Origin of the sequence: Streptomyces sp. NPDC014995, from assembly GCF_043080745.1 — a bacterium.
In the GTDB taxonomy this organism is placed as follows: Bacteria; Actinomycetota; Actinomycetes; order Streptomycetales; family Streptomycetaceae; genus Streptomyces.
Genome location: NZ_JBIBVX010000015.1, coordinates 42,253 through 68,343, shown reverse-complemented (window position 1 = coordinate 68,343; position 26,091 = coordinate 42,253). Strand labels below are relative to the sequence as shown.

Below are 26,091 nucleotides of genomic sequence, written 5' to 3'. Positions count from 1 at the left end.
ATTGGTGCCCCTGCGGCCGCACGTGTGCCATCAGGCCGGTTTCCCGCTCTGTTCAGGCGGATTCGAGGATCGGGCGGATCTCGACGGTCTCCGGGGTTGGGAGGCTCATGGCCAGTTCGAGGGCTTCCTCGCGGTCGGCCACGTCGACGATGAACCAGCCGCCGAGGGTCTCCTCGCCGGTGTACGCGGGTCCGTCGGTCACGATCGATGTCCCGTCGGCCGCGCTGCGTACTGTCGCGGGGGCCGTGTGTTCGGTCTCCAGGGCGTCGCCGCCGGCCAGCTTACCGGCTGCGGCGAGTCCGCCGATCCAGCCTTCGTACTCCTTGCGGTATGCGGCACGGTCGGCCTGGATCCGACGTCGCGACTCGTCCGTCTCGAAGATCACGAGTGCGAATTTCATGGGAATTCCTCTCCGGTCGTCCCACGGGCGACCGCTGCTGATGGTGTGGGAGGGGATGGTCTTTCAGGCGGTGCTGTCGGCTGAGGCGATGCGGGCGAGTGAACCGATCTCCAGTGCGGCCCACAGGGCGCCGTCGGGCCCGATGGCGATGCCGTGCGGTTCGGCACGTGGGGTGGGCAGGTCGTGGCCGGTGACAAAACCGTCGGCGGTGAGGGCGCCGACCCGGTTGCCGCCCCATTCGGTGAACCACACGGTGCCCTGTCCGTCGACGGTGACGGCGTGCGGTCGGGCGGCGCGGTCGGGCAGCGGAAACTCGGTGATGTGCCCGTCGGGTGTGATTCGGCCGATCTGACTTGCGGCGATTTCGGTGAACCACAGCACGCCGTCGCGGCCCGCGGCGATCCCCACCGGTGCCGCCTCCGGCGTCGGCAGGGGGTGGAGGGTGACCGTACCGTCCACGCCGATCCGCCCGATGGCGTTGGCCTGGTTGAGGGTGAACCACATCCCGCCGTCGCCGCCGGCGGTGATCGCCGAGGGGAAAGCGCCGGTGACGGGCAGTGGGAACTCGGTGATGCGGCCGTCGACGGTGATGCGGCCGATGCGGTCGGCAGCGGTCTCGGTGAACCACAACGCGCCGTCGGGCCCCGCCACGATGCCGAACGGCCCGCAACCAGGTGTGGGGGCGTGGAATTCGTCGATCACGCCGTTGGTGGTGATCCGCCCGATCCTGTCCGCCCGGTACTCGGTGAACCACAGCGCACCGTCCGGGCCGGGGGTGATGACGGTCGGCCCGCAGTCGGGATCGAGCCGATGACTCGTCGGCTCCTCGCCGGGGACGAGGCGGCCGATCCGGCCGCTGTGGACGAGGGTGAACCACAGGGCGCCGTCCGGTCCCGTGGTGAGGGCGTAGGGCCCCGCCGCGCCGTCGGCCACCGTGTGCTCTTCGATGAACATCCGGGTCGCATGACTCACAGGGGCCTGCCCGTTGCGTGCTTGGCGGCGATGCGTTCGATGTCGGCCGGGGTTCCGGCCATGATGGTGCGGGCGTGTTCGGTGACCAGGTCGGCGGGCCAGTCCCACCACGCGGCGCGCCGCAGCCGCTCGATGTCGGCGTCGTCGAAGCGCTGCCGGATCGGCCGGGCCGGGTTGCCGCCGACGATCGTGTAGGGCGGGACGTCGGCGGTGACCACGGTGCCGGCAGCGATGATGGCGCCGTCGCCGATCCGTACGCCGGGCATGACGGTCGCCCGGTATCCGAACCAGACGTCGTTGCCGACGACTGTGTCGCCGCGGCTGGGCATGCCGGTGACGATGTCCAGGGTCTGCTCCGCCCACCGGCCGCCGAACATGGTGAACGGGTACGTCGAGACGCCCATCGTCGGGTGCTCGGCGCCGGCCATCAGGAAGGTGGTGCCGGTGGCGATGGCGCAGTACTTGCCGATGACGAGGCGCTCCTGCCCGTAGGCGTAGAGGACGTTGCAGTGTTCGAAGCTTGTGGCGCCGTCCGGATCGTCGAAGTAGGTGTACTCACCCACGACGATGTTCGGCGAGGTGACCAGCGGTTTGAGGAACACCACGCGGTCGTGGGCGGGCAGTGGGTGAACGGAGGTCGGATCAGGTGACATGGTCTCGGTCTCTTGCCGGGCTGCGGGATGACATGCATGGTCCGGACCGTACGTTGCCGGGACCGGACGTAAGGCGACGTGATGGGCACTGCCAGGTGTTCCCCGGTCCGGACGGGGGCGGCCCACTCGGCGAACTGACGATCACCCCGCTGCAGGGTGCCTCTCCTCTTCGATTACCGGACATGAGGTCCTCCGGGCAGTCGGAGTACCACATCACATCGGCACACCTTGTGCCGATGCCGGGACATCAGGTTGCCTGGAGAGGCCCCGACTGTCAACGGCACTATATGTGCCGATAGGATCGGCAGCATGACCGCCGACAAGGCCGCCGAGCCCCGCCGCCGTGGCGCGGTGCGAACCGAGGAGCTGCTGCGCGTCACCTTCGAACTGGCCGCGGAGGTCCGCTACTCAGACCTGACGATCGCCGCGGTAGCCCGCCGTGCCGGCGTCGGCAAGCACACGATCTACCGGCGCTGGCCGACGAAGTCCGAGCTGCTCCTGGATGCGCTTCACCGTGCCCTCGGCTCCGACCTCGACTACCGCGACACCGGCGACGTCCGCGCCGATCTGCGCGAGCAGTTCGTCCGCTCCAGTGCTGCACTACTGAGCCCTGCGATCTGGCCCGTCTACCGCGCCGTCATCATCGCGGCCCAGGACGACGACGCACTGCGCGAGCGGCTCTATCAGCAGTTCCTCGCCACGATCGAACAGCGCACCCTGGACCGCCTGGCCAGCGCCCAGCGCGACGGCGAGCTCATCGCGGACGCCGACCTCACTTACCCCACCGAGGTGCTGTGTGGCGCCCTCTACTACCGAGGGCTGCTGTCCACCCGCCCTGTCGACGAAGCGGCGATCGACGGCCTACTCGACATGTTCATGGCCGCCTATGCCGTGTCCCCATGACCCCTCGCGAACTGGGGCGGATTCCGGCCGCGCCCCTGACCGGGCGACATGGCGGCGCTCGTCGCCGAACGATCGACGCCCGACATCAGGAAGTGGCTGCTGTGGACTGCTGACGGAATTGCGTGACTGCCGGGGTGCGCACACTGGTCCGGACGACCGGCAGGCCCACCTCAGAACGTCCAGAGCACCCGGGGCTCGGCTCAGCTGTCGACGGATTGGTTTGCCGGATCACGGTCGCTTCGCTCCTAGTTCGCCTGCACAGCCATAGCCACCAGCCTGATCAACTGTCGCCGACTCACCAAGTGAAACATGCATTAAGCCCTGGTGGCGTGCGTGAGGAAATCGGCCCAGGCCTCGGGAGAGAGGGTGAGTATGCCGTGGTGGGGGTTCTTGGAGTCGCGGATGTGGATGATGGCGGGGGTGGTGGCCACTTCGACGCAGTCGTTTCCATTGCTGCTGTCGCTGTAGGTGCTCTTGAACCAGTGGAGTTCCGGCGTGCTCATAGTCTCCCCAGCGCTTGCTCGATGAAGGCCAGGGATTCCCCTGGCGTGAGCGCCTGAGCCCGGATGATGCCATACCGCAGGTCAAGGACCCGGAGCTGCCTGGGATCCGAGACCGGACGGCCTCCGAAGTCGCCATCGGTACGTCCCAACGCCGTTCCGTCACTGAACTTCAGCACCTGGATCCGGCCTCCTGTACCGGGGTGGTTCGCACGATGGGTCGGCATGACCTGGAGTTCGACGAACGGCAACCGAGCTATCTCCAGCATGTGTTCGAGCTGTCGGCGTAGAACCATTGTGTCCCCGACAGGCCGCTCCAGCGTCACCTGCTCCTGGACGAAGCTGAGTTCCGGCCCGGGTGACCGCTCGAACAGGGCCTTGCGAGCCATCCGCGCCGCGACCATGCGCTCCAGTTCGTCGGGCGAGTAAGCGGGACGCCACGTCGAGAGCAGCGCCCGCATGTACTCCTCGGTCTGCAACAGCCCGTGGATGTTGTGGTTGCCGTACATCAGTAACTCGACGGCCTTCCCCTCCAGGTCCGCCAACCCCCGCACCTTCTTCGGGTACCGAGCCTTCCTCATGTCCTCCTTGAACTCCTTGAGCGCCCCCCGCGCCTCGACCACCTCGTCCGCCTTCTCCAGGAACTCCGGTCTCGGGATCCGCACCCCCCGCTCGATCTTCCGGATCATGTCCTCGCCGTACCTGAGGGTCTGGGCCAGGTCGGCGACCCGCATCCCGGCCGCCTCCCGGTGCAGCCTCAGCAGTCGCCCCACGGTCTCCACGACCTGTGCGATCTCGTCACCGGGCTGGACATCCCAACCCGTCTCGTCCGCAGCCTCGTTCACGCTCACCCACCTCCAACGCGCAGTCGTACCCGTACGACACCCGAGACAGCCGAGACAGCGCAGGACAGGGCCGGGACAGTCACGCTACGCACAGGCGTCGCCGCTCACCCAAGTAAGCAACAGCGGCCACGCTGAGTCACATGAATCACGAGACGCGTGCCCCTGAAAACGACCTCCGCGCTCACTTCCGCAACTTCACCGTCCTCCTGTCCCCGACACCCCGCGGCGCCCGTCTGGCCCGTCTGCTGGCGACCGAACAACTCCGGGACTGGGGGCTGCCGTTGGACGCCGCGCCGCAGATCGTCGCCGAGCTGGCGGCCAACGCGGCGACGCACGGCCGCGTTCCGGGGCGGGACTTCCGCCTGACGCTGTACGTCATCGCGGACACCCTGCGCATCGAGGTGACGGACACGCGGGGCGACCGTCTTCCCCGGCTCGGGCGACCCGGGCCCGGCTCCGCCTCCGGCCGGGGGCTCCTCCTCGTGGACGCGCTGGCCGACCGGTGGGGCGTGGTGCCGGATCCGTTCCCGCGGAAGACGGTGTGGGCCGAGGTGCGAAGGAGGGCGTGACGCCGGGGTGCACGGACCCGGACATGCCGACGCGCCCGGCCCGGGAGGGGAGGGCCGGACGCGTCACCGTCTATGCGAGTCCGCTGCTGCCGTCAGTGGCGGCCGCCGTGGTGGCGGTCCCCGCCGTGGTGCCGGTCGCCACCGTGGTGGCGGTCACCGTCGAGGTGCCCGTCCACACCGAGGCGCCCCTCCACACCGTCGCGGCGGTCTCCGTCGTGGTGACGGCGGTCGTCGCCCCAGGAGTACTCGTCGACGAAGCGGTCGCGCCCGTTGCGGAGCGTGGCGGTGTCGGAGCGGTTGTCCCACACGTGGTGGTGCCGGTCCTGGAACAGGTCGGTGCGGGTGTCGTGGCCCTCGCCGGTGTGGATGCGGACCGTGCTGCGGGCGGGCAGACGGTAGTGGTCGAACGTGTAGGTCTCGCCGTCCTCGTCCGACAGCGTCCAGCCGTTCAGGTCGACGGCGTGGCGGGTGGTGTTGGTCAGCTGCACCCACTCCGAGTTCAGGGAGCGGTTGGAGCGGGTGTCGCGGCCCGGTGCGTCGTACTGCACGGCGCTGATCTCCACCTTCGGCCGGTCCGGACGCGGGTGGTGGCCCGCGGCGGACGCCGGCAGCGCCACCGCCCCGATCAGGGCGGCGGCCGTGAGCGAGGCGGCGGCCAGGCGACGGGCGGAAACAGTGGAAACGGACACTAGGTCTCCTTGGATGGTGCGGGCTACGGCCGGAGGTCGGCCGCAGGACCCACACCTGACCACCGGACGCGGACCACGCGCCCGCTTGACGCCCTGCGTTACCAATCCTCCACATAACGGTGACAGTCGCCTTCAATGTCCATCTATGCGGTGAATGCCCCGAACTGGCCGCCCACCGGCCCGCGCGGCTCCGCCAGCCCCGGGCCCTCACCCGAAAGTGGGTGACAGCCGCTGGCGGGCCCGAAAGGAGAAGCCGGTGAGGGCGCCCCGTCCCCACGGAGCCCTCACCGGCGGTCTCTCAGGTCACCGGGCGCTTCACGCCCGTGCCAACTCCCGCTCCCCGTCCGGGTCCCTGTCGCCCCGGGAGCGCAGGCCCGCGCCCTCGACGTCCACGTTGGGCAGGGCGCGGTCCAGCCACTTCGGGAGCCACCAGGCCTTCTTGCCGAGCAGGGCCAGGACGGCCGGGACGATGGCCATGCGGACGACGAACGCGTCGAAGAAGACGGCGATCGCGAGGCCGAAGCCGATCATCTTGATCATCGACTCGCTCGAGCCGATGAAGCCGGCGAACACCGCCATCATGATCACCGCGGCGGCCGTGACCACCCGGGCGCCGTGCCGGAAGCCGGTCACGACGGCCTGGCCGGGGCTCTCGCCGTGGACGTACGCCTCGCGCATGCGGGTCACGAGGAAGACCTCGTAGTCCATCGCGAGGCCGAAGACCACGCCGACCATGAAGATCGGCATCATCGACATGACCGGGCCGGTCTCCTCCACGCCCAGCAGGCCGGCCAGCCAGCCCCACTGGAAGACCGCGACGACCGCGCCCAGGGCCGCCGTCACGCTCAGCAGGAATCCCAGGGCCGCCTTCAGCGGGACCAGGATCGAGCGGAAGACCACGATCAGGAGCAGGAAGGCCAGGCCGACCACCAGGATCAGGTACGGGATCAGCGCGTCGTTGAGCTTCTGCGACACGTCGATGTTCATCGCCGTGGAGCCGGTGACCAGGACCTCGGCGCCGGTGTCGGACGTGATCTCCGCGCTCTTGTCGCGGATCGCGTGGACCAGGTCCTCGGTCGGTACCGAGGACGGCTTCGAGTCGGGGACGACCGTGATCGTCGCCGTGTCACCGGCCTTGTTGGGGGCCGCCGGGGTGACCGTGACGACGTCCTTCAGACCCTTGATCTCGTCGCCCACCTCGGTGAACGCGGCCTGCGGGTCGTCGCTGCCCTGCGCGTCGACCACGATCATCAGCGGACCGTTGAAGCCGGGGCCGAAGCCCTCCGAGAGGAGGTCGTAGGCGCGGCGCTGGGTGGTGGAGGTGGGCTGGGAGCCGTCGTCGGGCAGGCCCAGTTCCAGCGACGCCGCCGGGACGGCGGCGGCGCCCAGTCCGATCACGCCCAGCAGGAGAACGGCGAGTGGGCGGCGGACGACGAAGCTCGCCCAGCGCGTGCCCAGGTTGGGCTTGGCGGCCTTCTCGGCGGACGTGGCACGGCCACCGCCGAGCAGCCTGCTCTTCTCGCCCGCCGGGCGCACCTTGCGGCCCGCGTAGCCGAGCAGGGCGGGGACCATGGTGAGGGCGATCAGGACCGCTATCGCCACCGTGCCGGCCGCCGCGACACCCATCTTCGTCAGCATCGGGATGTTGACGACGGAGAGGCCGACGAGGGCGATGACGACCGTCAGACCGGCGAAGACGACCGCGGAACCCGCGGTGCCGACGGCCCGGCCGACCGCCTCCTCGCGGGGGCGGCCCTCGGCGAGTTCGGCGCGGTAGCGGGAGACGATGAACAGGGCGTAGTCGATGCCGACCGCGAGGCCGATCATCGTGGCCAGGGTGGAGGTGGTGGAGCCGAGGTCCAGCGTGCTCGCCAGCGCCGTGATCGACGAGACGCCGATGCCCACGCCGACGATGGCCGTCAGCAGGGGCATGCCCGCCGCGATCAGCGAGCCGAAGGTGATGACGAGGACGACCGCGGCGACCGCGATGCCGATGATCTCCGTCGCACCCGTCTCGGGGGTCGCCTGGAGCGCGTCACCGCCGATCTCGACGGTCAGGCCCGCGTCCCGCGCCTCCTTCCCGGCCTCCGTCAGCGCCTCGCGCGAGGACTCCTCCAGCTCCATGCCGGAGACGTCGTACTTCACGGAGGCGTACGCGATGGTGCCGTCCTTGCTGACGGCCCGGCCCTCGTAGGGATCGGTGACGGAGGCGACCTCGGAGCCGTCGGACAGTTCCCGGACCGTCTTCTCGACGGTGGCCTTGTGGGCGGCGTCGGTCATCTTCTCGCCGGCGGGCGCCTTGAAGACGACGCGGGCGGTGGCGCCGTCGGCACTCATCCCCGGGAAGCGCTGTTCCAGCAGGTCGAAGGCCTTCTGCGCTTCCGTCCCTGGGATGGAGAACGACGTGTTGCCGGCGGTGGGCGCCGAGGCGGCGCCGACGCCCGCGAGGGTCAGCAGGGCCACCCAGAGCAGGGCGACGAAGTGGCGTCGCCGGAAGGCGAGCCGGCCGAGTTTGTAGAGGAACGTGGCCACGGAGGCGTACTCCCGGTCAGTCGTGGGGTGTTCGGGGCAGGGGTGATCAACCCGGCGGGGAGGCAGGGGTGATCGGCCCGACGACATGAGCGGGGACGTCAGGATGGGCGGACCGCGGGGACGGTCAGGAAGGGTGGACCGCGGGGACGGTCAGGAAGGGTGGACCGCGGGGACGGTCAGGAGGTGGCGACGCCGAGGGCGGGGAGGACGACGGCGTCGGTGTACGCCCGCAGGAACTCCTGCGTGGGCGGCTGGTCGTCGATCATGGTGCGGGTCGCGAACGCGCCGACCATCATGTGCACGATGTACTGGAGCGCCGGGCGGTCGGCCCGGACCTCGCCCCGGTCGATCGCGCGCTGCACGACCCGCTGGAACTCGGCCATCTCCGGTTCGACGAGCAGTTCCCGGAACGCCCGCATCAGGTCGGGGTTCGAGTGCGCCGCCATCGCCAGCGCCCGCATCAGGTCGGAGCTCCGCTCCATGGCGCAGTCGTCCTCGTGGGCGAGGAGGGCGTGCAGGTCGCCCCGGAGGGATCCGGTGTCCACCTCGGCGATGCTGCCCGGCTTGTTGTGTCGCATGGCCTTCACGACCAGCTCGGCCTTGCCGCCCCACTGGCGGTAGAGCGTCGCCTTGCTGGATCTCGTGCGGGCGGCCACGGCGTCCATGGTGAGGGCGTCGTAGCCGACCTCGCGGAGCAGGTCGAGCACGGCCGCGTACAGCTCGGCCTCGCGCTCGGGAGTGATCCGGCTGCGACGCGCCGTCGCGATCTCGGTCATTCCGCTCTCCTTCCCGCTCCGAACGACACTGTTTCGTACGTGACGAATGTAGCGCACCCACATTCGAAACGAAACTGTTTCGTACGTGCTGTGGGTCACTCCGGTCCGCCCCGATCCGATGCGGGGGGGGTTTTTCACGAGTTGCCCGGCCCTCCCGAGAGGAAAAGCATGGGGAGGTGACCTATCTGCGCCTGCCGCACCTCAGCGGTGACCTGTTGTGCTTCGTGGCCGAGGACGACCTCTGGCTGGCCCCCCTCGACGGACCCGACGGGCCGGGCCGCGCCTGGCGGCTCACCGTCGACCGCACCAAGGCGGGCCATCCCCGCTTCTCGCCCGACGGCCGCCATGTCGCGTACACGAGCTGGCGCAGTCTCGTCCCGGAGATCCACCTGGTGCCGGTGGACGGCGGGCCGGGGCGGCGGCTGACGTACTGGGGCAGTCCGGACACGCAGGTGTGCGGGTGGACGCCCCCCGACCAGGACGGCCACACCGACATCCTCGCCGTCGCCTCCCACGGCGAGCCCTTCTCCCACTTCACCTGGGCCTACAAGGTCTCCCCCGACGGCGACCCCGGCCGCAAACTCCCCTGGGGACCCGTCGCCGACCTCCAGGTCGCCGACCTCGGGGGCGAACGACGGACCCTCCTGCTCACCGGCACCCCGCCGCACGAGCCGGCCGCCTGGAAGCGCTACCGGGGCGGCGCCACGGGCCGGCTCTGGCTGCACGGTCAGCGGCTGCTCGCCGACCTCGGCGGCCATCTGCACTCCCCCATGTTCGTCGGCGGACGCATCGCCTTCCTCTCCGACCACGAGGGCGTCGGCAACCTCTACTCCTGCGCCCACGACGGCTCCGACCTGCGCCGACACACCGACCACGACGCCTTCTACGCCCGGCACGCCTCCAGCGACGGCACCCGGGTGGTGTACCAGTGCGCCGGGGACCTGTGGATCGTCGACGACCTGTCCGCCGGTTCCGGGCCGCGCCGGCTCGACGTACGGCTGAGCGGTCCGCGCGCCGGGCGGCGGCCGTACCAGATCCCGGCCGCGCAGCACGTGGACGGCATCTCGGTGGACGAGACCGGCCGGGCCAGCGCGGTCGTCGTACGCGGCAGCCTGTACTGGCTGACGCACCGGGACGGCCCGGCACGGACCATCACCGACCCGCCCGGGGTACGGATCCGTCTCCCGGAGATGCTCGGCCCGGGCGGGCAGGTCGCCTATGTGACGGACGCGGAGGGCGAGGACGCCGTCGAGATCGCCTACCTGCCGCGCGCGACCGGGGACCGCCCGCCGCGACGGCTGGCGTCCGGAGGGCTGGGACGGGTGCTGGAGATGGTGTCCGACCCGGACGGCGAGCGGCTCGCCATCGCCTCGCACGACGGGCGGCTGCTGCTCCTCACGGTGTCCGGCGACGCGGTCATCGCCGAGGGCGCCCTGGACACCGAGGCCACCTCGGGCTCCGAGGGCTCCGAGGGCTCCGAGAGCCCAGGGAGCTCCGCGGCCTCCGAGAGTGGCGCCGAGGGCTCCGAGGGTGGCGCCGAGGGTTCCGAGAACTCCGGGAGTTCCGGGAACCCCGGGAGCTCCGGCGGCTCCGAGGGCGAGGTGACCGAGCTGATCCGGTCGATCAACGGGCCGGTGCGGGATCTGGCGTTCTCGCCGGACGGGGCGTGGCTGACCTGGTCGCATCCGGGCATCGGGCGGTCGTTGCGGCAGATCAAGATGGCCCGCATCTCCGGAATCGGGAAGGGGGACCGGCTGATCGTCGACGTGACCAACGGCCGGTTCGAGGACGAGAACCCCGTCTTCACGCGGGACGGCCGCTATCTCGCCTTCCTCTCCTGGCGCGGCTTCGACCCCGTCTACGACGTCCACACCGGCGACCTGTCCTTCCCGCTGGGCTGCCGGCCGTACCTGGTCCCCCTGTCCTCCGCCACCCCCTCCCCCTTCGCGCTGAACCCGGAGGGGCGGCCGGCCGCCGGCGGGCTGGATCCCCTGGAGGAGGACGAGGGCGCCGACGGCGCGGTGACCGTCGAGATCGAGGGGCTGGAGAGCCGGGTGACACCGTTCCCGGTGGCCGCCTCCAAGTACTCGGCGCTGTTCCCGGTGGCGGGCGGCGGCCTCGTGTGGCTGCGCTGGCCGATCTCGGGCGCGCTCGGCGAGACCTTCGCCAACCCGGACGACACCAGCGGGCGGCCGACGCTGGAGTACTTCAGCATCAGCAAGGCGAAGAAGTCGGAACTCGTCGGGCACCTGGACTGGTTCACGGTCAGCGGGGACGGCACCCGGCTGGTCGTGGTCGACGAGGGCGAACTGCGGGCGGTGCCCTCCACGGAGTCCGGCGACCTCGACTCGACCGTCTGGATCGACGTACGCCGCATCATGCACGAGGTCGACCCCGGCGCCGAGTGGCGGCAGGCGTACGCGGAGGCCGGGCGGCTGATCCGCGCCTACTTCTGGGACCCGGGGATGTGCGGGATCGACTGGGACGCGGTGCTGGAGCAGTACCGGCCGCTCGTCGAACGGGTCGCCACGCCCGACGAGTTCGCGGACCTGCTGCGCGAGGTGCTCGGCGAGCTGGGCACCTCGCACGCCTACGTCAGCGCCGCCCGGCGCAACGAGGGACCGCCGCACTACCAGCGCCGGCAGGGCCTGCTGGGCGCCAACTTCGTCCGGCGCGACGGCGGTTGGACGGTCAAGCGGATCCTGCCCGGCGACTCCTCGGACTCCAAGGCGCGTTCGCCGCTGGCGGGCACCGGGATCCGGGAGGGCGCGGTGCTCACCCACGTCGACGGGCGGCCGGTGGATCCGGTGACCGGGCCGTACCCGCTGCTCGCGCAGGCGGGCGGCACGACGGTCGAGCTGACCTTCACCCCGGCGGAGGGCGACGCGGGCCACGCGCGTCGCGTCGCGGTCGTCCCGCTCATCGACGAGCGGCCGCTGCGCTACCAGGACTGGGTGGCCAAACGGCGCGAGGTCGTACGGGAGTTGAGCGGCGGGCGGTGCGGCTATCTGCACATCCCCGACATGGGCGGCTCCGGCTGGGCCCAGTTCAACCGCGACCTGCGCATGGAGATGTCCCGGCCCGCGCTGATCGTGGACGTGCGCGGCAACGCGGGCGGGCACATCAGCGAGCTGGTGGTGGAGAAGCTGACGCGCACGATCCTCGGCTGGGACCTCACACGGGACGCCCAGCCGGTGTCGTACGCCTCGAACGCGCCCCGGGGTCCGGTGGTCGCGCTCGCCGACGAGGCCACCTCCTCCGACGGCGACATGATCACCGCGGCCTTCAAGCTGCTGAAGCTCGGCCCGGTCGTCGGGCAGCGGACCTGGGGCGGGGTCGTCGGCATGACCGGACGGCACCAGCTCGGCGACGGCACGATCATCACCGTACCGATGAACGCGGCCTGGTTCGACGCCTACGGCTGGTCCGTCGAGAACCACGGCGTCGCCCCCGACCTCGAAGCCCTGCGCACCCCCCTGGACTGGGCCGAGGGCCGGTACGCCCAACTCGACGACGCGGTACGGCTGGCACTGGACCTCCTGGAGACCAACCCGCCGGCCTCTCCCCCGGACCACTCGCACATCCCCGACCGGTCCCGCCCGAAGCTCCCGCCGCGGAACACGTGAGACGCAGGAGCTTGCGAGGGAAAAAGGGTGCCCCGAGCCGGGGCACCCTTTCCGTTCCTCTGCCTTCAGCGCGGGACGTCAGACGTCATAGTCCGCGTCGAGGCGGTCCTGCTCCTCGCGCTCGCGCTGGGTGCGCTCGCGCTCGCGCTCCGGGATGTCCTCGTCCCGCTCGCGGCGGCCGCGGCCACGCTGCTGAGCCTGCTCCTTGGCCTGCTCCATCTTCTGCTTGGCCTGGTCCTGCCACTGCTCGGCCTGGTCCTGGAACTTGTCCTTCATACCCATGTGGGTTCACTCCCGTAGAGGGTGAGGGGATTGGCCCTTGGTCGGGCCTCGACCAGATTCACACGGAGTGACATGGCGCGCATTTCGATCAACTACGCTGCGTAGCACGGGCCTCCTCGTCGGCCGCCCCACCTGCGCCGACGAGCCCCGTCCGCATTCCCCGCAACCTGGGTGCGAACCGCCTCATCTCCCGTTGTCCGACCGTCCCGATGAGCCCGGGAAGGTATCCCCGCACGCCCTGCATGCCGCGCAGCCACCACTGTCCGTACACATGGGCGGACCGCCGCTCGATCCCGGCGACGATCCGGTCCACGGCCGGACCCAGCGGATACGTCTTGTTGGACGGCCACGGCAGCCGCTGCCGCAACTCCCGCATCACCGCGTCCTGGTCGGCGCCGCGCACCATGTCGGTGTCGGTCCAGGACAGGTAACCGACGCCCACGCGCACGCCCTTGTAGCCGACCTCGGCGCGCAGGCTGTGCGCGTACGCCTCCACGCCCGACTTGGACGCGCAGTACGCGGTCATCATCGGCGCCGGGGTGATCGCGGCCAGCGAGGCGATCTGGAGCAGATAGCCGCGGCTCTCCGTGAGCAGCGGCAGGAAGGCGCGGGCGGTGACGGCCGAGCCGATGAGGTTGACCTCGATGACGCGGCGCCAGGCCTCGGGGTCGGAGTCGGCGAAGGGACCGCCGGTGGCCACGCCCGCGTTGGCGACCACGACGTCCACCTTCCCGAAGCGTTCCTTCACCTCCTGCGCGACCCGGCTCATCGCCTCGTGGTCGGTGACGTCGGCGTACCAGTGGGCGCTGTCGCCGTGCAGCCGCTCCGCGACCTGCTTGAGGGCCTCCGGCTCCAGGCCGACCAGCGCGATCCTCGCCCCGCGCGCGGAGAGCTTGCGGGCGAGGAGTTCCCCGACGCCGCGTGCCGCGCCGGTGACGACCACGACCTGTCCTTCGAGACTGACCCTGCTCATGCGCCCTCCTTGAGCTTCGGTGCGTGGATGGTGGCGAGTTCACGGATCTTCCCGGTCACCAGGTCCGGTGCCTCGACCGGGGTCATGTGGCCGAGGCCGGGCAGTTCGGTCACGCCGACGCAGTCCGGGAGCGCGGCAGCGATCCGGCGGGCGTGCACCGGCGGCGTCAGACGGTCGGCCGTGCCCACGATCACCGCCGTCGGCACCCTCAACTCCCGTACGCCGTGGTCGAGGTCGAGCAGGTGCAGGACCTGCGACCAGGCGTGGCGCACCCGGCGCGGGCAGGCGTGCACGATCCGGGCGCAGGCGTCGACCATGTGCGGGGCCGAACCGGCGCCCATCGTGGCGTACTCGAGGATCCGGCGGGCGAGCGGGGTGACCGGGCCGAGCGGTGCCCTCGATCCGAGGACGTGCGCGGTCAGCCAGGTCCGCAGCCGGCCGGGGCGCAGGGGCAGGACGGTCGACTCGGCCACCAGGCGCGAACTGCCCGTGCTGCACAGCAGGACGGCCGCCGCGTGGGCGCGGAAGGCGGGGCGGGTGGCGGCGGCCATGAGGGTCATGCCGCCCATGGAGTGCCCGACCATGACCGCCTTCTCGCCGGGCGCGAGGGTGGCTTGGAGTACGGCTTCGAGGTCGTCGGCGAGTACGTCCGTGCCGCACGCCGGGCTCGCCGGGGTCCGGCCGTGGCCGCGCTGGTCGTAGGCGATGACCTTGTGGTCGACGGCCAGCGCGCGGATCTGGGCCGACCAGAAGGCGGTCGAGCAGGTCCAGCCGTGGGAGAGGACGACGGCGGGGGCGGTGCCGGGACCGTGCACCTCGACGTGGAGGCGGGCGCCGTCGGCGGAGAGGGCGGTGAGGGTGCGGGAGGGGACGGGGGCGGGGGCAGGGGTCGCCGTCACGCGGTCGCCTCCGTCTTGTCCGTCTGCCGGCCGGTCTTCTGCTCCGTCTGCTCCGTCTGCCGGCCGGTCTTCTTCGCCGGCTGCTCGGGGGCGGGCGCGGGCGCGCGCAGGACCTCGTACTCGGCGAGGTCCACCCGACGGGTCGCGCGGCGGAACTCGCTCGTCGTACCCGGCCAGATGGTGGAGTTGCGCCCGTTCGCGTCCAGGTACCAGCTGGTGCAGCCGCCCGTGTTCCACACCGTGCGCTCCATCCGCTCCTGGACGCGCCGGTTCCAGGCGTGCACGGCGCTCGGGCGGGCGTCGAGGGCGGCACGGCCGCCGAGGACGTTCAACTGGCGGAGGTAGTCGGCCATGTAGTTCAGCTGGGACTCGATCATCAGGATCATCGAGGAGTTCCCCAGGCCGGTGTTGGGGCCGATGATCGTCATCCAGTTGGGGAAGCCGGCCGCGCTGGCGCCGCGCAGCGCCGCCATGCCGTCCTTCCAGGACTCGGCGAGGGTCCGCCCGTCGGCGCCGACGACCCGCTCGGCGATCGGCATGTCGGTGACGCGGAAGCCGGTGCCGAAGACGATCGCGTCGACCTCGGCCGCGCTGCCGTCGGCCGCGACGAGCGTGTTCCCGCGGATCTCGCGCAGCCCGCTCGCGACGACGTCCACGTTGGGCCGGGCCAGCGCCGGATAGTACTCACTCGACAACAGGATCCGCTTGCAGCCGATGCGGTAGTCCGGGGTGAGCTTGGCGCGCAGGGCCGGATCCTTGATGGCGCGGGCCATGTTGTGCTTGGCGAGCTGCTCGACGAAGCCGAGTTCGTTCGGGTGCTTGGTGAAGGCCTGCACCTGGAGTTCGCGGATGCCCCACAGGAGGCCGCGGCGGAGCTTGCCGGTGAAGGGCAGCCGCTGGTGCACCCAGCGCTCGGCACCGCTGATGCCCCGGTCGACGCGGGGCATCACCCACGGCGGGGTGCGCTGGAAGAGGGTGAGACGGCCGACCTTCGGCTGGATGGCGGGCACGATCTGGATGGCGGAGGCGCCCGTGCCGACCATGGCGACGCGCTTGCCGGTGAGGTCGTAGTCGTGGTCCCAGCGGGCCGAGTGGAAGACCTTGCCGGGGAAGGAGTCCAGGCCGGGGATGTCGGGAATCTTCGGGTCGGACAGCGGCCCGGTGGCGGACACGACCACGTCGGCCGAGAGGGAACCGCTCGCGGTCTCGATGTCCCAGCGCAGCAGCTGCGCGTTCCAGGTCATCCGCCGGACCTCGGAGTCGAAGCGCAGGTGGGTACGGAGGCCGAAGACGTCCGTGACGTGTTCCAGGTAGGCGCGGATGTGCTCCTGCCCGGAGAAGGTGCGCGGCCAGTCGGGGTTGGGTGCGAAGGAGAAGGAGTAGAGGTGGGACGGCACGTCGCAGGCGCACCCCGGGTAACTGTTGTCCCGCCAGGTGCCGCCGACGCTGCCGGCGCGTTCGAGGACGACGAAGTCGGTGATCCCCTCACGCCGCAGCCGTACGGCGGCCCCGAGCCCGCCGAACCCCGACCCGATCACCGCCACCCGCACGTGTTCGTGCCCCTGCTCGCGCTCGGTCATCCGACGCCTCCCTGCTTCGCCACACTGCGAATCTGCCGATGCTGTTGCCGATGCTGCGACCGCGCCAGTGAACACTGGCACGATGGGAGGTTAGAACAGCTCCGTACTGATGGGTAGGGGCCGGACGGAGGAAAGTTACCGGGAGTACGACATAGGCTTCCGGCGTGGCGGACAAGCGGGAATACCGGACGGAGGAGCTGGCCAGGGAGGCCGGCATCACGGTGCGCACCCTGCGCTTCTACCGCGAACGGGGGCTGCTCCCGCCACCCCGACGCGAGGGCCGCATCGCCTGGTACGACGACCACCACCTGGCCCGCCTGCGCACGATCGCGGCGCTGCTGGAACGCGGCCACACCCTGAACGGCATCGCGGAGCTCGCCGAGGCCTTCGACCACGGACGCGACGTCGCCGACCTCCTGGGCGTCGGCACCCCCACCGAGGAGGAGCCGGTCCGCCTCACCCCCGAGGAACTCGCCGCCCGCTTCGAGGGCCAGGTCACCCCCGAGAACCTCGCCGCCGCCCTCGACCTGGGCTACCTGGGCACCGACGGCGAGGAGATCGTCCACATCAGCCGGCGTCTGCTGGACGTCTCCGCCGCCCTGGTCCGCGAGGGCATCCCCCTCGCCGAGGTCCTGACGGCGGGCGCCCGGGTCCGCGAACACGCCGACGCCCTCGCCGAACTCTTCACCGACCTGGTCCTGCGCCACGCCGCCGAGGAGGATTTGCCCCGCCTCAGGCCGCTGGCCAGGAGCGTGGTGGAGGCGGAGTTCTCCCTGGCGCTGGACCGACGGCTGAGGAAGGACGCCTGAGGGTCGCAGGCACCCGGAGGCCGTAGCCGCCTGAAGGCCGTAGGCGCTCGAAGGCCGTAGACCCGGAGGCCGTGGACACCCGGAGCCCGCAGCCGCACCCGGCGTCCGTGGACGCCTAAAGGTCGTAGACCACCGTCACCGGCGCGTGGTCCGACCAGCGCTCGGCGTGCGTGGCCGCCCGTTCCACGTAGCCCTTGACGGCCTTGGCGGCGAGGCCGGGAGTGGAGACGTGGAGGTCGATCCGCCATCCCGAGTCGTTGTCGAAGGCCCGCCCCCGGTACGACCACCACGTGTACGGCCCCGTCATGTCGGGGTGCAGGGCGCGGACCACGTCCACGTAGCCGCCGGCCTCCGGCGTGAACACCTGGGTCAGCCACTCCCGTTCCTCCGGCAGGAAGCCCGAGTTCCTGGTGTTGGAGCGCCAGTTCTTCAGGTCGGCCTGCTGGTGGGCGATGTTCCAGTCGCCGCAGACCAGGACCTCCCGGCCGTCGGCGGCGGCGCGTTCACGCAGGTCCTTGAGGTGGGCGAGGAACTCGCCCATGAAGCGGACCTTCTCGTCCTGCCGGTCGGTGCCGACCTCACCGGAGGGGAGGTAGAGGGAGGCGACCGTGACGCCGGGCAGGTCGGCCTCGACGTAGCGGCCGCTGGGGTCGAACTCCGAGGAGCCGAAGCCGATGCGGACGGCGTCGGGTTCGCGGCGGGTGTAGAGGGAGACGCCGGCGCGGCCCTTGGCGGCGGCGGGGGCGTGCGTGACGTACCAGCCGTCGGGGGCGCGGACCTCCTCGGGCAGCTGCTGCGGTTCGGCGCGCACCTCCTGCAGGCACAGCACGTCGGCGGAGGTCTCGGCCAGCCACTCCACGAAGCCCTTCTTCGCGGCGGCGCGCAGCCCATTCACGTTCACGGAGGTCACGGTCAGCACCCGGGCACGATACCTGCACACTGGACGACGTCCAGATCCGACCGTCGCCCCGACTATCTGCATGGATGTACCTTGACCCGAATGAATATACGTCGTGTTTCCTTCGACCACCCCGACGCCGTCAAGCTCAACGACGAGGTCCAGGCGGAGTACCACGAGCGCTACGGCGACGGCGGCGACGCCACGGTCCTGGAGCCGGCCGACTTCGCTCCGCCGCGTGGCGTGTACCTCATCGCGTACGACGAGCTGGGACGGCCCGTGGCCACCGGTGGCTGGCGCAGCCAGGACGAGAACGGCGAGGGGAACCAGGACGGGGACGCCGAACTCAAGCGGATGTTCGTGATCAAGGAGATGCGCGGGCTGGGACTGGCCCGGCGGATCCTGGCCGCGCTGGAGGAGGACGCGCGGGCGGCGGGCCGTCGGCGGATGGTGCTGGAGACCGGCACCGAACAGCCGGAGGCCATCGCGCTGTACACGTCCAGCGGGTACGAGCCGTGCACCAAGTTCGGGTACTACCGGTTCCACGAGTCGAGCCGGTGCTACGCCAAGCCGCTCGGCTCCTGAGGCTCCTCAGCTTCTCAGGTACGCCAGGACCGCCGGCACCCTGCGGTGGGTGTCGTCCGCAGGGGGCAGGTCCAGCTTCGTGAGGATGCCGCCGATGTGTTCGCCGACGGCCGCCTCGGAGACGACCAGCGCCCTGGCTGTCGCGCCGTTGGCCTTCCCCTCGGCGACCAGCGCCAGGACCCCCGTTCGCGCGAGGTGAGGCGGGACGGCGGATCGCGGCGGCGGACGCGTCCACGAACTCCTCGACTCCGACTCCGACGCCGGTGCCGTCGCCGGAGTCGAGGAGTCCGGCGGCGCAGGCACGACCGGCCTGCTGGTGCGGGCCCACGCGATCGACCGCTCGCCTCGCCTGCGGCGCACCTCCGTGGTGCGATGGAAAGGGGCGACGGAGGTACAGAGTGATGATCCCACCAGCAGCGGAGCGCAAGAGTGGCGCGGCCTCGGTATCAGTCCGCCCGCTGGGTGAGGCGGACCTGGATCGGGCCGATGAGATCTGCAGGCTCGCCTTCGGGACCTTCCTGGGGGCCCCTGACCCTTTCGGAACCGTCGACTATGTCCGTACGCGCCGGGCGGCCGATCCGCGGGCGGCATTCGCGGCGACGGTCGACGAGGAACTAGTGGGATCGAACTTCGCCACCAGTTGGGGCAGCGTCGGGTTTTTCGGACCGCTGACCGTACGTCCGGACCTGTGGGACCAGGGCATCGGCAGGCGTCTGATGGAGCCGGTCATGGACTGCTTCGACGCCTGGGGGAACCGCCACCTCGGCCTGTTCACCTTCGCGCACAGTCCCAAGCATCTCGAGCTCTACCGCCGGTACGGCTTCTGGCCTCGATTCCTCACAGCCATCATGAAGAAGCAGGTCACAGACGGTGCCGCAGTCCCCGGCAGAGTGCTCTACGGCGAACTGCCCGCTGCCGAGCGGACTGACGCGCTGGGTCTCTGTCGCGCACTGACAGGAGCCGTGTACGAGGGCCTGAGCCTGGAACGCGAGATCGCGGCCGCGCACGCGCAGGGACTCGGTGACACCATCCTGCTCCCTGGCGCCGGCTCCGAGCTCGATGGCCTGGCCGTCTGCCACTGCGGAGCCGGGTCGGAGGCCGGCGCGGACGTGTGCTTCGTCAAATTCGGCGCCGTACGTCCCGGTCCGGAGGCCGCCGACCGGTTCGAGCGACTGCTCGACGCGTGCGAGCGGCTGGCCGCGGAGCGCGGGCTGGGCCAACTGGACGCCGGCGTGAACCTGGGCCGCCCGGATGCCTACCGGCGCATGATCGACCGTGGTTTCCGCACCTGGTTGCAGGGCGTGACCATGCACAGGCCCAACGAACCCGGGTACAGCCACCCCGACGCGTACGTGATCGACGACTGGCGCTGAGACCACCGCCGCGCTCGACTGGGCAGCAAGGCCACTGGGTGAACACCCTGCCGGAACAGTGCCAGTGCTGTGCCGAGGGCCTCGACGCGAAGCGGGACAGGCCCCGTTGCTGCGCCGCCGGCGACCGCTGCGAGCGCATCCCGTCCCGCCGCACAGTGCAGGACGCTCGCGCGGTCCTGCGGTCGGCCCCGACCAACGCCATGACGGAGGACCTGATCTCAAAGAACGTGGCGGGACTGGTCAGTTGGCCAAGCGGGCGGCCGGCGAGCTGTGGTCGGAGGCCACCCGCCGGGCACTGCGCAAGCTGGGCAAGCACCTTGGGAAGCAAGATCCGAAGTAGTTGCTCTACTTCGCTGCTGTACGGCATGTCAAAGCCCCGGTCGGGAATCCCGACCGGGGCTTCGAGCTGCGTGGACCTGAGGGGATTTGAACCCCTGGCCCCCTCGATGCGAACGAGGTGCGCTACCGGACTGCGCCACAGGCCCTTGCAACGAGTGAAACTCTAGCACCCCCGTCGGGCTGCTTGGAAATCCGTTCCCGGGCTCCGACCAGGGCGCCCTGTGGGTGCGGGACCGCTCACTCGTTCGCGGCCCGCGGCCGCTCCCCGTCCTCGTACTGGTCGAACAACGGCGTACGGCCCCGCTCCCGCGACCGCCGGGCCGACGCGGCGCGCCGCGCGTCACAGCGCTCGTCGTCCTCGGGCCTGGCCGCCTCCCCCGGCTCCTCACTCGCCGCGCCGGTCCCGGCGGCGTCGCCGCCGCCCCGGTCCCGTGCCGCGTCCGTCGCCTCCTGCTCCGGCGCGACGGAGCTCGACCGGGCCGAGCTCCAGGTGTCCGGTGCGCCGAGGTCCACATCGGTCGTGGCCCGCGGTGCGACCGGCGCGGTCACGTACGTCGGCAGCGGCACCGGCACCGGGTCCCAGCTGTCCCCGTGCCCCGGCCGCCGCTGCCGCTCACGCTGCTGGTCGATCCACTCCGCGTGGTCGGTCTGCTCGACGAGCGCCCTGCGGTCCGCGGCGAGCGCCAGCAGCCCGGGGTCGGTCTCGGGTTCGGGGCCCTCGTGCGGCTCCTCTGCGCCGGCGTCGGGGCCGCCGTCGGCCGACGCGGACGCCGAGGCGGAGGCCCGCCGGCGCGGCTGGCGCTCCCGCAGCCGCTGTGCGGCGACCTCGGCGCGTCTGCGGTCCATCTGGTAGGCGAAGCGGCGGCGCTCCTGGGAGCGCAGGTACGCGATGTACGCGCTGAGCAGCACGGCGGGCACGCCGGGCGCCCACAGGAACGCGAGCCCTCCGACGGCGGCGACGATCGCGCCCAGCGTGAACGCGAGGAAGAGCACCACGGTGGTGCGTCTACGGCGCGCGAGCACCTTCGTGCGCCGGGCACGCGCAGCGGCCGCCTGCTCGGAGGCGGTGATGGAGGCGGTGGTCGAGGCGGGCGTGGAGACGGCCGCGGAGGCGGCCGCGGGCGAGCGCCGCGCGTCGGGCCCGCGCGAGTGCGCCGACGCGGCAGCCGATTCGTGCCCGGGCTGGGGCGCGTGGTCGCGCACCGGCATGGCGTCCTGCTCCCGCGCGACCCTGGCCGCCTGCTCCCGCGCGGCCTTGACCGCCTGTTCGCGCGCGGTCCTGGCCGCCTGTTCCCGCGCCGCGTCCGGGCGTTCCCGCTCGTGCTCCTGTTCGCGCTCCTGGACCGTCGCCCTGGCCTGCGGGCGGTCCGGAGGCATGGCGAAGGCCCGGACGTCCACCGATTCGGTGACGGCGTCCGGAACTCCGGCGTCGGGCTCCGCCTCCTCGGCGGAGCGCGCCCGCAGGTCCTTGGCGTACCGGCGCTCCATGCCCGCCCGTCCGGACAGCAACCGGATGGCGGTGCTGAAGCGCTCCGTCGGACGGGCCTCGTTCAGCTCGTCCTGCCTACGGAGCCACATCGGCACCAAGTAGGCGGCCCAGGCCCCGACAATGACTGCGTAGATGAGGCCGCTGCTGCTCACGCCTCACACGGTAGAGGGGTTTACGTGAGGCCATCCGCCAATTGGGCCGGTGTGTCGCACGATCTGGCTGATATTTCGAGCTTTTTTTGTGACCCATGCGATCAGCAGGTCGCCGAAGCCACGAAATTCAAGGCCCGAAGAAGGCCCCGGACGGTCACCGGCCGATCATTTTCGAACACTTATTCAATTTCCCGGTCGGTGGGATTCCCCCGGCATGTTCTGCGCGTCCCGCGGGCCGCCACGAGCCCGCGCGCGTCGCCAGCGGCTCAGCAGGCCCTCGGGCACTTCCTCCGCGGTGAGCGCGAAGACGAGGTGGTCGCGCCAGGCCCCGTCGATGTGGAGATAACGCGGCCGCAGCCCCTCCTCACGGAATCCGAGTTTCTCCACGACCCGGCGGCTGGGCCCGTTCTCGGGGCGAATGCAGACCTCGATGCGGTGCAGCCCGACGGTGCGGAAACAGTGGTCCACCACGAGCGCCACGGCCGTCGGCATCACCCCGCGGCCGGCCACCGCCTCGTCCACCCAGTAGCCGACGTGCCCCGAGCACATGGATCCCCAGGTGATCCCGGCGACCGTCAACTGCCCCACGAGCCGCCCCTGGTACTCGATGACGAACGGCAGCATCCGTCCCGCGTTCGCCTCGGAGCGCAGATGCCGGACCATCTGGCGGTAGGTCGGCCGGTGCGCGATCGGCCCGGTCGGCGCGGGCGGCGGGATCGTCGCCTCCCAGGGGCGCAGCCAGTCCCGGTTGCGCCGGTTGACTTCGCGCCACGCCCGCTGGTCACGCAGCTTTATCGGCCGCAGGACGACATCGCCCTCCGCGAGTTCCACGGGCCAGGACGGGCTGTTCAGCGCGCACCCCCACTGCCGGCGCCGGGTCTGGGGTGGTCGCCGCCGCGAAGCTGGTCGACGGCGTGCACCAGCAGGGGCTCCAGGACGGCCAGCCCGTCCTTCACCCCGCCGGCGGAACCCGGCAGATTGACGATCAGGGTGCCCCGCGCCACTCCGGCCAGGCCCCGGGAGAGCGCCGCGGTCGGCACCTTCTCCCGGCCGAACGCCCGGATGGCCTCCGCGATGCCCGGCACCTCGTACTCGATCACCGCGCGGGTCGCCTCGGGCGTGCGGTCGGTGGGTGAGATCCCGGTGCCGCCGGTGGTGACGACGACGTCGTACCCGGCCTCCACGGCGGCGCGCAGGGCGGCCTCGACGGGGGCGCCGTCCGGGACGACCTGGGGGCCGTCGACCGCGAACCCGAACCTCTTGAGACCGTCGGCGATCAACGGGCCGCCCTTGTCCTGGTAGGCGCCGGCGGCGGCCCGGTTGGACGCCGTGACGACCAGCGCGCTGTACGGAGCGACCAGCGCCCCGCCGATCGACGCGTCAAGTGTCATGCCCGGCTCCAGTCGCCCGACTTGCCGCCCGTCTTCTCCTCGACCCGCACGTCCGTGATGACCGCTCCCTTGTCGACCGCCTTCACCATGTCGATCACGGTGAGCGCGGCGACGGAGACCGCGGTGAGGGCCTCCATCTCGACGCCCGTGCGGTCCGTCGTCTTCACGGTGGCGCTGATCTCCACGGCGTCGTCCGCGACCGACAGGTCCAGTTTCACACCGGACACCGCCAGGGGGTGACACAGCGGGATCAGGTCCGGGGTGCGTTTGGCGCCCATGATCCCGGCGATCCGCGCGGTGGCCAGCGCGTCGCCCTTGGGGACCCCCTCACCGCGCAGCAGCTCGACCACGCGGGGCGAGACGAGGACGCGTCCGCTGGCGCGCGCGGTGCGTGCGGTCACGTCCTTGCCGGATACGTCGACCATGCGGGCGGCGCCCGCGTCGTCGAGGTGCGTCAGTCGGTCCTGCGTACTCATGCTCGTGTGCCGCTCCCGGTCCGGGCCCGCGCGGTGCGGCGCACGGGCCTGTTGTGCGCGACACGGTACCCCCAAGTCGGGGCGTGCAGCGGACCAGGATCGGCCTGCGGACGGGCACGCGCGTGTGGGCTCAGCCGAGCAGGACGACCTCGACCTCGGTGCCCGGCTCGACGGACTCCACGTCCTCGGGGACAACGATCAGCGCGTCGGCGTGCGCGAGGGCGGCGACCAGGTGCGAGCCGGCGCCGCCGACGGGGCGCACGGTGCCGTCGGCGTACGTGGCACGCAGGAACTGCCGGCGCCCCTTCGGCGAGGTCAGCGCCGTGTCGGCGGTCAGCGTCGCGCGCGTGGTGGGCCGGTGGACGTCCTGGAGCCCCATCAGGGTGCGGATCGCGGGCCGCGCGAACAGCTCGAAGGAGACGTACGACGACACCGGGTTGCCGGGCAGGGCCAGCAGGGGGATGTGGTCGGGGCCGATGGAGCCGAAGCCCTGGGGCTTGCCCGGCTGCATGGCGATCCGGCGGAACTCGATCCCGCTGCCGGCCTCGTCCTCGTCCCCGACGTGCGACAGCGCCTCCTTGACCACGTCGTACGCGCCGACGCTGACGCCGCCCGTGGTGACGACCAGGTCGGCGCGGACGAGCTGGTCCTCGATGGTGGAGCGGAGGGTCTCGGCATCGTCGGCGACCGCGCCGACCCGGTAGGCGATGGCTCCGGCGTCCCGGGCGGCCGCGGTGAGGGCGAAGCTGTTGGAGTCGTAGATCTGGCCGCTGCCCAGTTCCTCGCCGGGCTGGACGAGCTCGCTGCCGGTGGACAGGACGACCACGCGCGGGCGCGGGCGCACACGGACCGTGCCGCGTCCGATGGCGGCGAGCAGGGCGATCTGCGGCGGGCCGAGCACCGTACCCGCCTCGAGGGCGCGGTCCCCGGCCTTCACGTCGCTTCCCTTCGCGCGCACGTGCGCGCGAGCCTCGGCGGGCCGGTGGACGCGCACGTGCCCCGTGGCCTGCTCCGGGGCGAGGCTGCGGGCGCGCATCCCGTCGACCGGGCCCTCGCCGAGCCCCCCGTCGGTCCACTCCACGGGGACGACGGCCTCGGCGCCGGGCGGCAGCGGGGCGCCGGTCATGATCCGGGCGGCCTGTCCCGGCCCCACCCGGAGCAGGTCGGCGGCCTGCCCGGCCGCCACGTCCCCGACGACCTCCAGGACCGCCGGGAACTCCTCGCTCGCGCCCACGACATCCGCGACCCGCACCGCGTACCCGTCCATCGAGCTGTTGTCGAACGGCGGCAGCGAGACCGGCACCGTGACGTCCTCGACCAGGACGCAGCCCTGGGCGTCGGGCAGTTGCAGCTCGATGGGTTCCAGGGGGCGGACGGTGGCGAGGATGTCCTCCAGGTGCTCCTCCACCGACCAGAGGGGGTCCTGGCCGGCGGGGCGGGGCGCGGCGGTGCTCAAAGTTGCTGCATCTCCTCGGTGACGTAACGGCGAAGCCAGGACCGGAAGTCCGGACCCAGATCCTCACGTTCGCACGCGAGTCTGACAATGGCACGCAGATAGTCGCCGCGGTCGCCGGTGTCATAGCGGCGGCCCTTGAAGACGACGCCGTGCACCGGGCCGCCGACCTTCTCGTCCTGCGCGAGCTGCTGGAGGGCGTCGGTGAGCTGGATCTCGCCGCCCCGGCCCGGCTCGGTCTGGCGCAGCACGCCGAACACGCCCGGGTCGAGGACGTAGCGTCCGATGATGGCGTAGCTCGACGGGGCGTCCGCCGGGTCCGGCTTCTCCACCAGGCCGGTCACCTTGACCACGTCGCCGTCCGCGGTGCTCTCGACGGCGGCGCAGCCGTAGAGGTGGATCTGCTCGGGGGCGACCTCCATGAGCGCGACGACGCTGCCGCCGTGCTGCTCCCGCACCTCGATCATCCGCCGCAGCAGCGGGTCGCGGGGGTCGATCAGGTCGTCGCCCAGCAGGACGGCGAACGGCTCCTGCCCGACGTGCGGAGCCGCGCACAGGACGGCGTGCCCGAGGCCCTTGGGGTCACCCTGTCGCACGTAGTGCATGGTCGCGAGGTCGCTGGACTGCTGGACCTTGGCGAGCCGCTGGGCGTCGCCCTTCTTCTGCAGTGCCGACTCGAGCTCGTAGTTGCGGTCGAAGTGGTCCTCGAGGGGACGCTTGTTGCGGCCCGTGACCATGAGGACGTCGTCGAGACCCGCGGAGACGGCCTCCTCGACCACGTACTGGATCGCGGGCTTGTCCACGACCGGCAGCATCTCCTTGGGAGTGGCCTTGGTCGCCGGCAGGAACCGGGTGCCGAGGCCGGCCGCTGGGATGACAGCCTTGCTGATCCTGGGGTGCGACTGAGTCATGTCGGCAACCTTATCC

General features: G+C 71.4%; 25 protein-coding genes, 1 tRNA gene and 1 pseudogene. 6 read left to right on the top strand and 21 right to left on the bottom strand.

Features of this window, described 5'->3' with window-relative positions; translation table 11 throughout:
- Positions 1-52: 52 nt before the first annotated feature.
- The 3 genes from ACF1A1_RS28305 to ACF1A1_RS28295 all read right to left on the bottom strand — a co-directional run bounded on the left by ACF1A1_RS28305 (position 53) and on the right by ACF1A1_RS28295 (position 2,025).
- The gene (locus tag ACF1A1_RS28305; protein ID WP_392003826.1) at positions 53-400 is read right to left on the bottom strand and encodes a YciI family protein; all 348 of its coding nucleotides are present in this window, start codon (positions 398-400) and stop codon (positions 53-55) included.
- 63 nt (positions 401-463) lie between these two features.
- Entirely contained in the window at positions 464-1,354 is an 891-nt protein-coding gene (locus ACF1A1_RS28300; RefSeq protein ID WP_392003825.1) for a virginiamycin B lyase, read from the bottom strand.
- Positions 1,355-1,368: 14 nt separating this feature from the next.
- Positions 1,369-2,025, bottom strand: coding sequence for a CatB-related O-acetyltransferase (locus ACF1A1_RS28295; RefSeq protein ID WP_392003824.1), 657 nt, complete (start codon positions 2,023-2,025; stop codon positions 1,369-1,371).
- A gap of 309 nt (positions 2,026-2,334) precedes the next feature.
- Here ACF1A1_RS28295 and ACF1A1_RS28290 point away from each other — a divergent pair, with 309 nt between their 5' ends.
- A complete protein-coding gene (locus ACF1A1_RS28290; protein WP_392003823.1) occupies positions 2,335-2,928 on the top strand; it encodes a TetR/AcrR family transcriptional regulator in 594 nt (197 codons plus the stop codon).
- 314 nt (positions 2,929-3,242) lie between these two features.
- Here ACF1A1_RS28290 and ACF1A1_RS28285 read toward each other — a convergent pair whose 3' ends face one another.
- Together ACF1A1_RS28285 and ACF1A1_RS28280 are read right to left on the bottom strand one after the other, a co-directional pair.
- A complete protein-coding gene (locus ACF1A1_RS28285; RefSeq protein ID WP_392003822.1) occupies positions 3,243-3,431 on the bottom strand; it encodes a DUF397 domain-containing protein in 189 nt (62 codons plus the stop codon).
- Positions 3,428-4,273 (bottom strand): Scr1 family TA system antitoxin-like transcriptional regulator, encoded by an 846-nt coding sequence (locus ACF1A1_RS28280; RefSeq protein WP_392003821.1) that lies wholly within the window; start codon positions 4,271-4,273, stop codon positions 3,428-3,430. The genes ACF1A1_RS28285 and ACF1A1_RS28280 overlap by 4 nt, the downstream gene beginning before the upstream one ends.
- A gap of 140 nt (positions 4,274-4,413) precedes the next feature.
- Between ACF1A1_RS28280 and ACF1A1_RS28275 the strand changes: the two genes are divergently transcribed.
- Positions 4,414-4,842, top strand: a complete 429-nt coding sequence (locus tag ACF1A1_RS28275) for an ATP-binding protein (RefSeq protein WP_392003820.1) — start codon at positions 4,414-4,416, stop codon at positions 4,840-4,842.
- A 92-nt stretch (positions 4,843-4,934) separates the two neighbouring features.
- On the opposite strand, the gene ACF1A1_RS28270 is transcribed toward ACF1A1_RS28275, so the two are convergent.
- The 3 genes from ACF1A1_RS28270 to ACF1A1_RS28260 form a co-directional block, all read right to left on the bottom strand.
- Positions 4,935-5,531 (bottom strand): lamin tail domain-containing protein, encoded by a 597-nt coding sequence (locus ACF1A1_RS28270; RefSeq protein ID WP_392003819.1) that lies wholly within the window; start codon positions 5,529-5,531, stop codon positions 4,935-4,937.
- Positions 5,532-5,846: 315 nt separating this feature from the next.
- The gene (locus tag ACF1A1_RS28265) at positions 5,847-8,063 is read right to left on the bottom strand and encodes an MMPL family transporter (RefSeq protein ID WP_392003818.1); all 2,217 of its coding nucleotides are present in this window, start codon (positions 8,061-8,063) and stop codon (positions 5,847-5,849) included.
- A gap of 176 nt (positions 8,064-8,239) precedes the next feature.
- On the bottom strand, positions 8,240-8,839 hold the full coding sequence (locus ACF1A1_RS28260; protein WP_392003817.1) for a TetR/AcrR family transcriptional regulator: 600 nt from the start codon (positions 8,837-8,839) through the stop codon (positions 8,240-8,242).
- 176 nt (positions 8,840-9,015) lie between these two features.
- Here ACF1A1_RS28260 and ACF1A1_RS28255 point away from each other — a divergent pair, with 176 nt between their 5' ends.
- Entirely contained in the window at positions 9,016-12,465 is a 3,450-nt protein-coding gene (locus ACF1A1_RS28255; RefSeq protein WP_392003816.1) for a S41 family peptidase, read from the top strand.
- Positions 12,466-12,543: 78 nt separating this feature from the next.
- Here the strand turns inward: ACF1A1_RS28255 and ACF1A1_RS28250 are convergent, their stop codons facing one another.
- The 4 genes from ACF1A1_RS28250 to ACF1A1_RS28235 all read right to left on the bottom strand — a co-directional run bounded on the left by ACF1A1_RS28250 (position 12,544) and on the right by ACF1A1_RS28235 (position 16,199).
- Entirely contained in the window at positions 12,544-12,747 is a 204-nt protein-coding gene (locus ACF1A1_RS28250; protein ID WP_392003815.1) for a hypothetical protein, read from the bottom strand.
- 88 nt (positions 12,748-12,835) lie between these two features.
- Positions 12,836-13,720: an SDR family oxidoreductase gene (locus ACF1A1_RS28245; RefSeq protein WP_392003814.1), complete on the bottom strand. Its 885-nt coding sequence runs from the start codon at positions 13,718-13,720 to the stop codon at positions 12,836-12,838.
- Positions 13,717-14,619, bottom strand: coding sequence for an alpha/beta fold hydrolase (locus ACF1A1_RS28240; protein ID WP_392003813.1), 903 nt, complete (start codon positions 14,617-14,619; stop codon positions 13,717-13,719). Before ACF1A1_RS28240 ends, ACF1A1_RS28245 begins: the two co-directional genes overlap by 4 nt.
- A complete protein-coding gene (locus tag ACF1A1_RS28235) occupies positions 14,616-16,199 on the bottom strand; it encodes a flavin-containing monooxygenase (RefSeq protein ID WP_392003812.1) in 1,584 nt (527 codons plus the stop codon). The genes ACF1A1_RS28240 and ACF1A1_RS28235 overlap by 4 nt, the downstream gene beginning before the upstream one ends.
- A 164-nt stretch (positions 16,200-16,363) precedes the next feature.
- Here ACF1A1_RS28235 and ACF1A1_RS28230 point away from each other — a divergent pair, with 164 nt between their 5' ends.
- Positions 16,364-17,008 carry a MerR family transcriptional regulator gene (locus ACF1A1_RS28230; RefSeq protein WP_392003811.1) on the top strand — a complete coding sequence of 215 codons (645 nt, stop codon included), beginning with the start codon at positions 16,364-16,366 and terminating at the stop codon, positions 17,006-17,008.
- A gap of 115 nt (positions 17,009-17,123) precedes the next feature.
- Here the strand turns inward: ACF1A1_RS28230 and ACF1A1_RS28225 are convergent, their stop codons facing one another.
- Positions 17,124-17,927, bottom strand: coding sequence for an exodeoxyribonuclease III (locus ACF1A1_RS28225; protein ID WP_392003810.1), 804 nt, complete (start codon positions 17,925-17,927; stop codon positions 17,124-17,126).
- Positions 17,928-18,008: 81 nt separating this feature from the next.
- Between ACF1A1_RS28225 and ACF1A1_RS28220 the strand changes: the two genes are divergently transcribed.
- Positions 18,009-18,491, top strand: a complete 483-nt coding sequence (locus ACF1A1_RS28220; protein ID WP_392003809.1) for a GNAT family N-acetyltransferase — start codon at positions 18,009-18,011, stop codon at positions 18,489-18,491.
- A gap of 6 nt (positions 18,492-18,497) precedes the next feature.
- Here ACF1A1_RS28220 and ACF1A1_RS28215 read toward each other — a convergent pair.
- Positions 18,498-18,807: pseudogene (locus tag ACF1A1_RS28215) on the bottom strand (response regulator transcription factor); the annotation flags it as partial.
- Between the two features lie 85 nt (positions 18,808-18,892).
- Between ACF1A1_RS28215 and ACF1A1_RS28210 the strand changes: the two are divergent.
- Positions 18,893-19,864, top strand: a complete 972-nt coding sequence (locus ACF1A1_RS28210; protein ID WP_392003808.1) for a GNAT family N-acetyltransferase — start codon at positions 18,893-18,895, stop codon at positions 19,862-19,864.
- 411 nt (positions 19,865-20,275) lie between these two features.
- Here ACF1A1_RS28210 and ACF1A1_RS28205 read toward each other — a convergent pair.
- From ACF1A1_RS28205 to galU, 7 genes are all read right to left on the bottom strand, one after another.
- A tRNA-Ala gene (locus ACF1A1_RS28205) sits at positions 20,276-20,349 on the bottom strand.
- Positions 20,350-20,440: 91 nt separating this feature from the next.
- Positions 20,441-21,844 carry a gephyrin-like molybdotransferase receptor GlpR gene (glpR, locus tag ACF1A1_RS28200; protein WP_392003807.1) on the bottom strand — a complete coding sequence of 468 codons (1,404 nt, stop codon included), beginning with the start codon at positions 21,842-21,844 and terminating at the stop codon, positions 20,441-20,443.
- A gap of 183 nt (positions 21,845-22,027) precedes the next feature.
- Entirely contained in the window at positions 22,028-22,675 is a 648-nt protein-coding gene (locus ACF1A1_RS28195) for a GNAT family N-acetyltransferase (protein ID WP_392003806.1), read from the bottom strand.
- 17 nt (positions 22,676-22,692) lie between these two features.
- Complete coding sequence (locus ACF1A1_RS28190; protein WP_392003805.1) at positions 22,693-23,235, bottom strand: molybdenum cofactor biosynthesis protein B; 543 nt, start codon at positions 23,233-23,235, stop codon at positions 22,693-22,695.
- On the bottom strand, positions 23,232-23,711 hold the full coding sequence (moaC, locus tag ACF1A1_RS28185; RefSeq protein ID WP_392003804.1) for a cyclic pyranopterin monophosphate synthase MoaC: 480 nt from the start codon (positions 23,709-23,711) through the stop codon (positions 23,232-23,234). The genes ACF1A1_RS28190 and moaC overlap by 4 nt, the downstream gene beginning before the upstream one ends.
- Positions 23,712-23,841: 130 nt before the next feature.
- Positions 23,842-25,167, bottom strand: coding sequence for a gephyrin-like molybdotransferase Glp (gene glp / locus ACF1A1_RS28180; protein ID WP_392003803.1), 1,326 nt, complete (start codon positions 25,165-25,167; stop codon positions 23,842-23,844).
- Entirely contained in the window at positions 25,164-26,075 is a 912-nt protein-coding gene (galU, locus tag ACF1A1_RS28175) for a UTP--glucose-1-phosphate uridylyltransferase GalU (protein WP_392003802.1), read from the bottom strand. Before galU ends, glp begins: the two co-directional genes overlap by 4 nt.
- Between the last annotated feature and the right edge of the window lie 16 nt (positions 26,076-26,091).

Coding starts and splice junctions, on each gene's coding strand:
- ACF1A1_RS28305 (WP_392003826.1), bottom strand. CDS start 400: ATGAAATTCGCACTCGTGATCTTCGAGACGGACGAGTCGCGACGTCGG.
- ACF1A1_RS28300 (WP_392003825.1), bottom strand. CDS start 1,354: ATGTTCATCGAAGAGCACACGGTGGCCGACGGCGCGGCGGGGCCCTAC.
- ACF1A1_RS28295 (WP_392003824.1), bottom strand. CDS start 2,025: ATGTCACCTGATCCGACCTCCGTTCACCCACTGCCCGCCCACGACCGC.
- ACF1A1_RS28290 (WP_392003823.1), top strand. CDS start 2,335: ATGACCGCCGACAAGGCCGCCGAGCCCCGCCGCCGTGGCGCGGTGCGA.
- ACF1A1_RS28285 (WP_392003822.1), bottom strand. CDS start 3,431: ATGAGCACGCCGGAACTCCACTGGTTCAAGAGCACCTACAGCGACAGC.
- ACF1A1_RS28275 (WP_392003820.1), top strand. CDS start 4,414: ATGAATCACGAGACGCGTGCCCCTGAAAACGACCTCCGCGCTCACTTC.
- ACF1A1_RS28260 (WP_392003817.1), bottom strand. CDS start 8,839: ATGACCGAGATCGCGACGGCGCGTCGCAGCCGGATCACTCCCGAGCGC.
- ACF1A1_RS28250 (WP_392003815.1), bottom strand. CDS start 12,747: ATGGGTATGAAGGACAAGTTCCAGGACCAGGCCGAGCAGTGGCAGGAC.
- ACF1A1_RS28245 (WP_392003814.1), bottom strand. CDS start 13,720: ATGAGCAGGGTCAGTCTCGAAGGACAGGTCGTGGTCGTCACCGGCGCG.
- ACF1A1_RS28235 (WP_392003812.1), bottom strand. CDS start 16,199: ATGACCGAGCGCGAGCAGGGGCACGAACACGTGCGGGTGGCGGTGATC.
- ACF1A1_RS28220 (WP_392003809.1), top strand. CDS start 18,009: ATGAATATACGTCGTGTTTCCTTCGACCACCCCGACGCCGTCAAGCTC.
- ACF1A1_RS28210 (WP_392003808.1), top strand. CDS start 18,893: ATGATCCCACCAGCAGCGGAGCGCAAGAGTGGCGCGGCCTCGGTATCA.
- ACF1A1_RS28190 (WP_392003805.1), bottom strand. CDS start 23,235: ATGACACTTGACGCGTCGATCGGCGGGGCGCTGGTCGCTCCGTACAGC.
- moaC (WP_392003804.1), bottom strand. CDS start 23,711: ATGAGTACGCAGGACCGACTGACGCACCTCGACGACGCGGGCGCCGCC.
- galU (WP_392003802.1), bottom strand. CDS start 26,075: ATGACTCAGTCGCACCCCAGGATCAGCAAGGCTGTCATCCCAGCGGCC.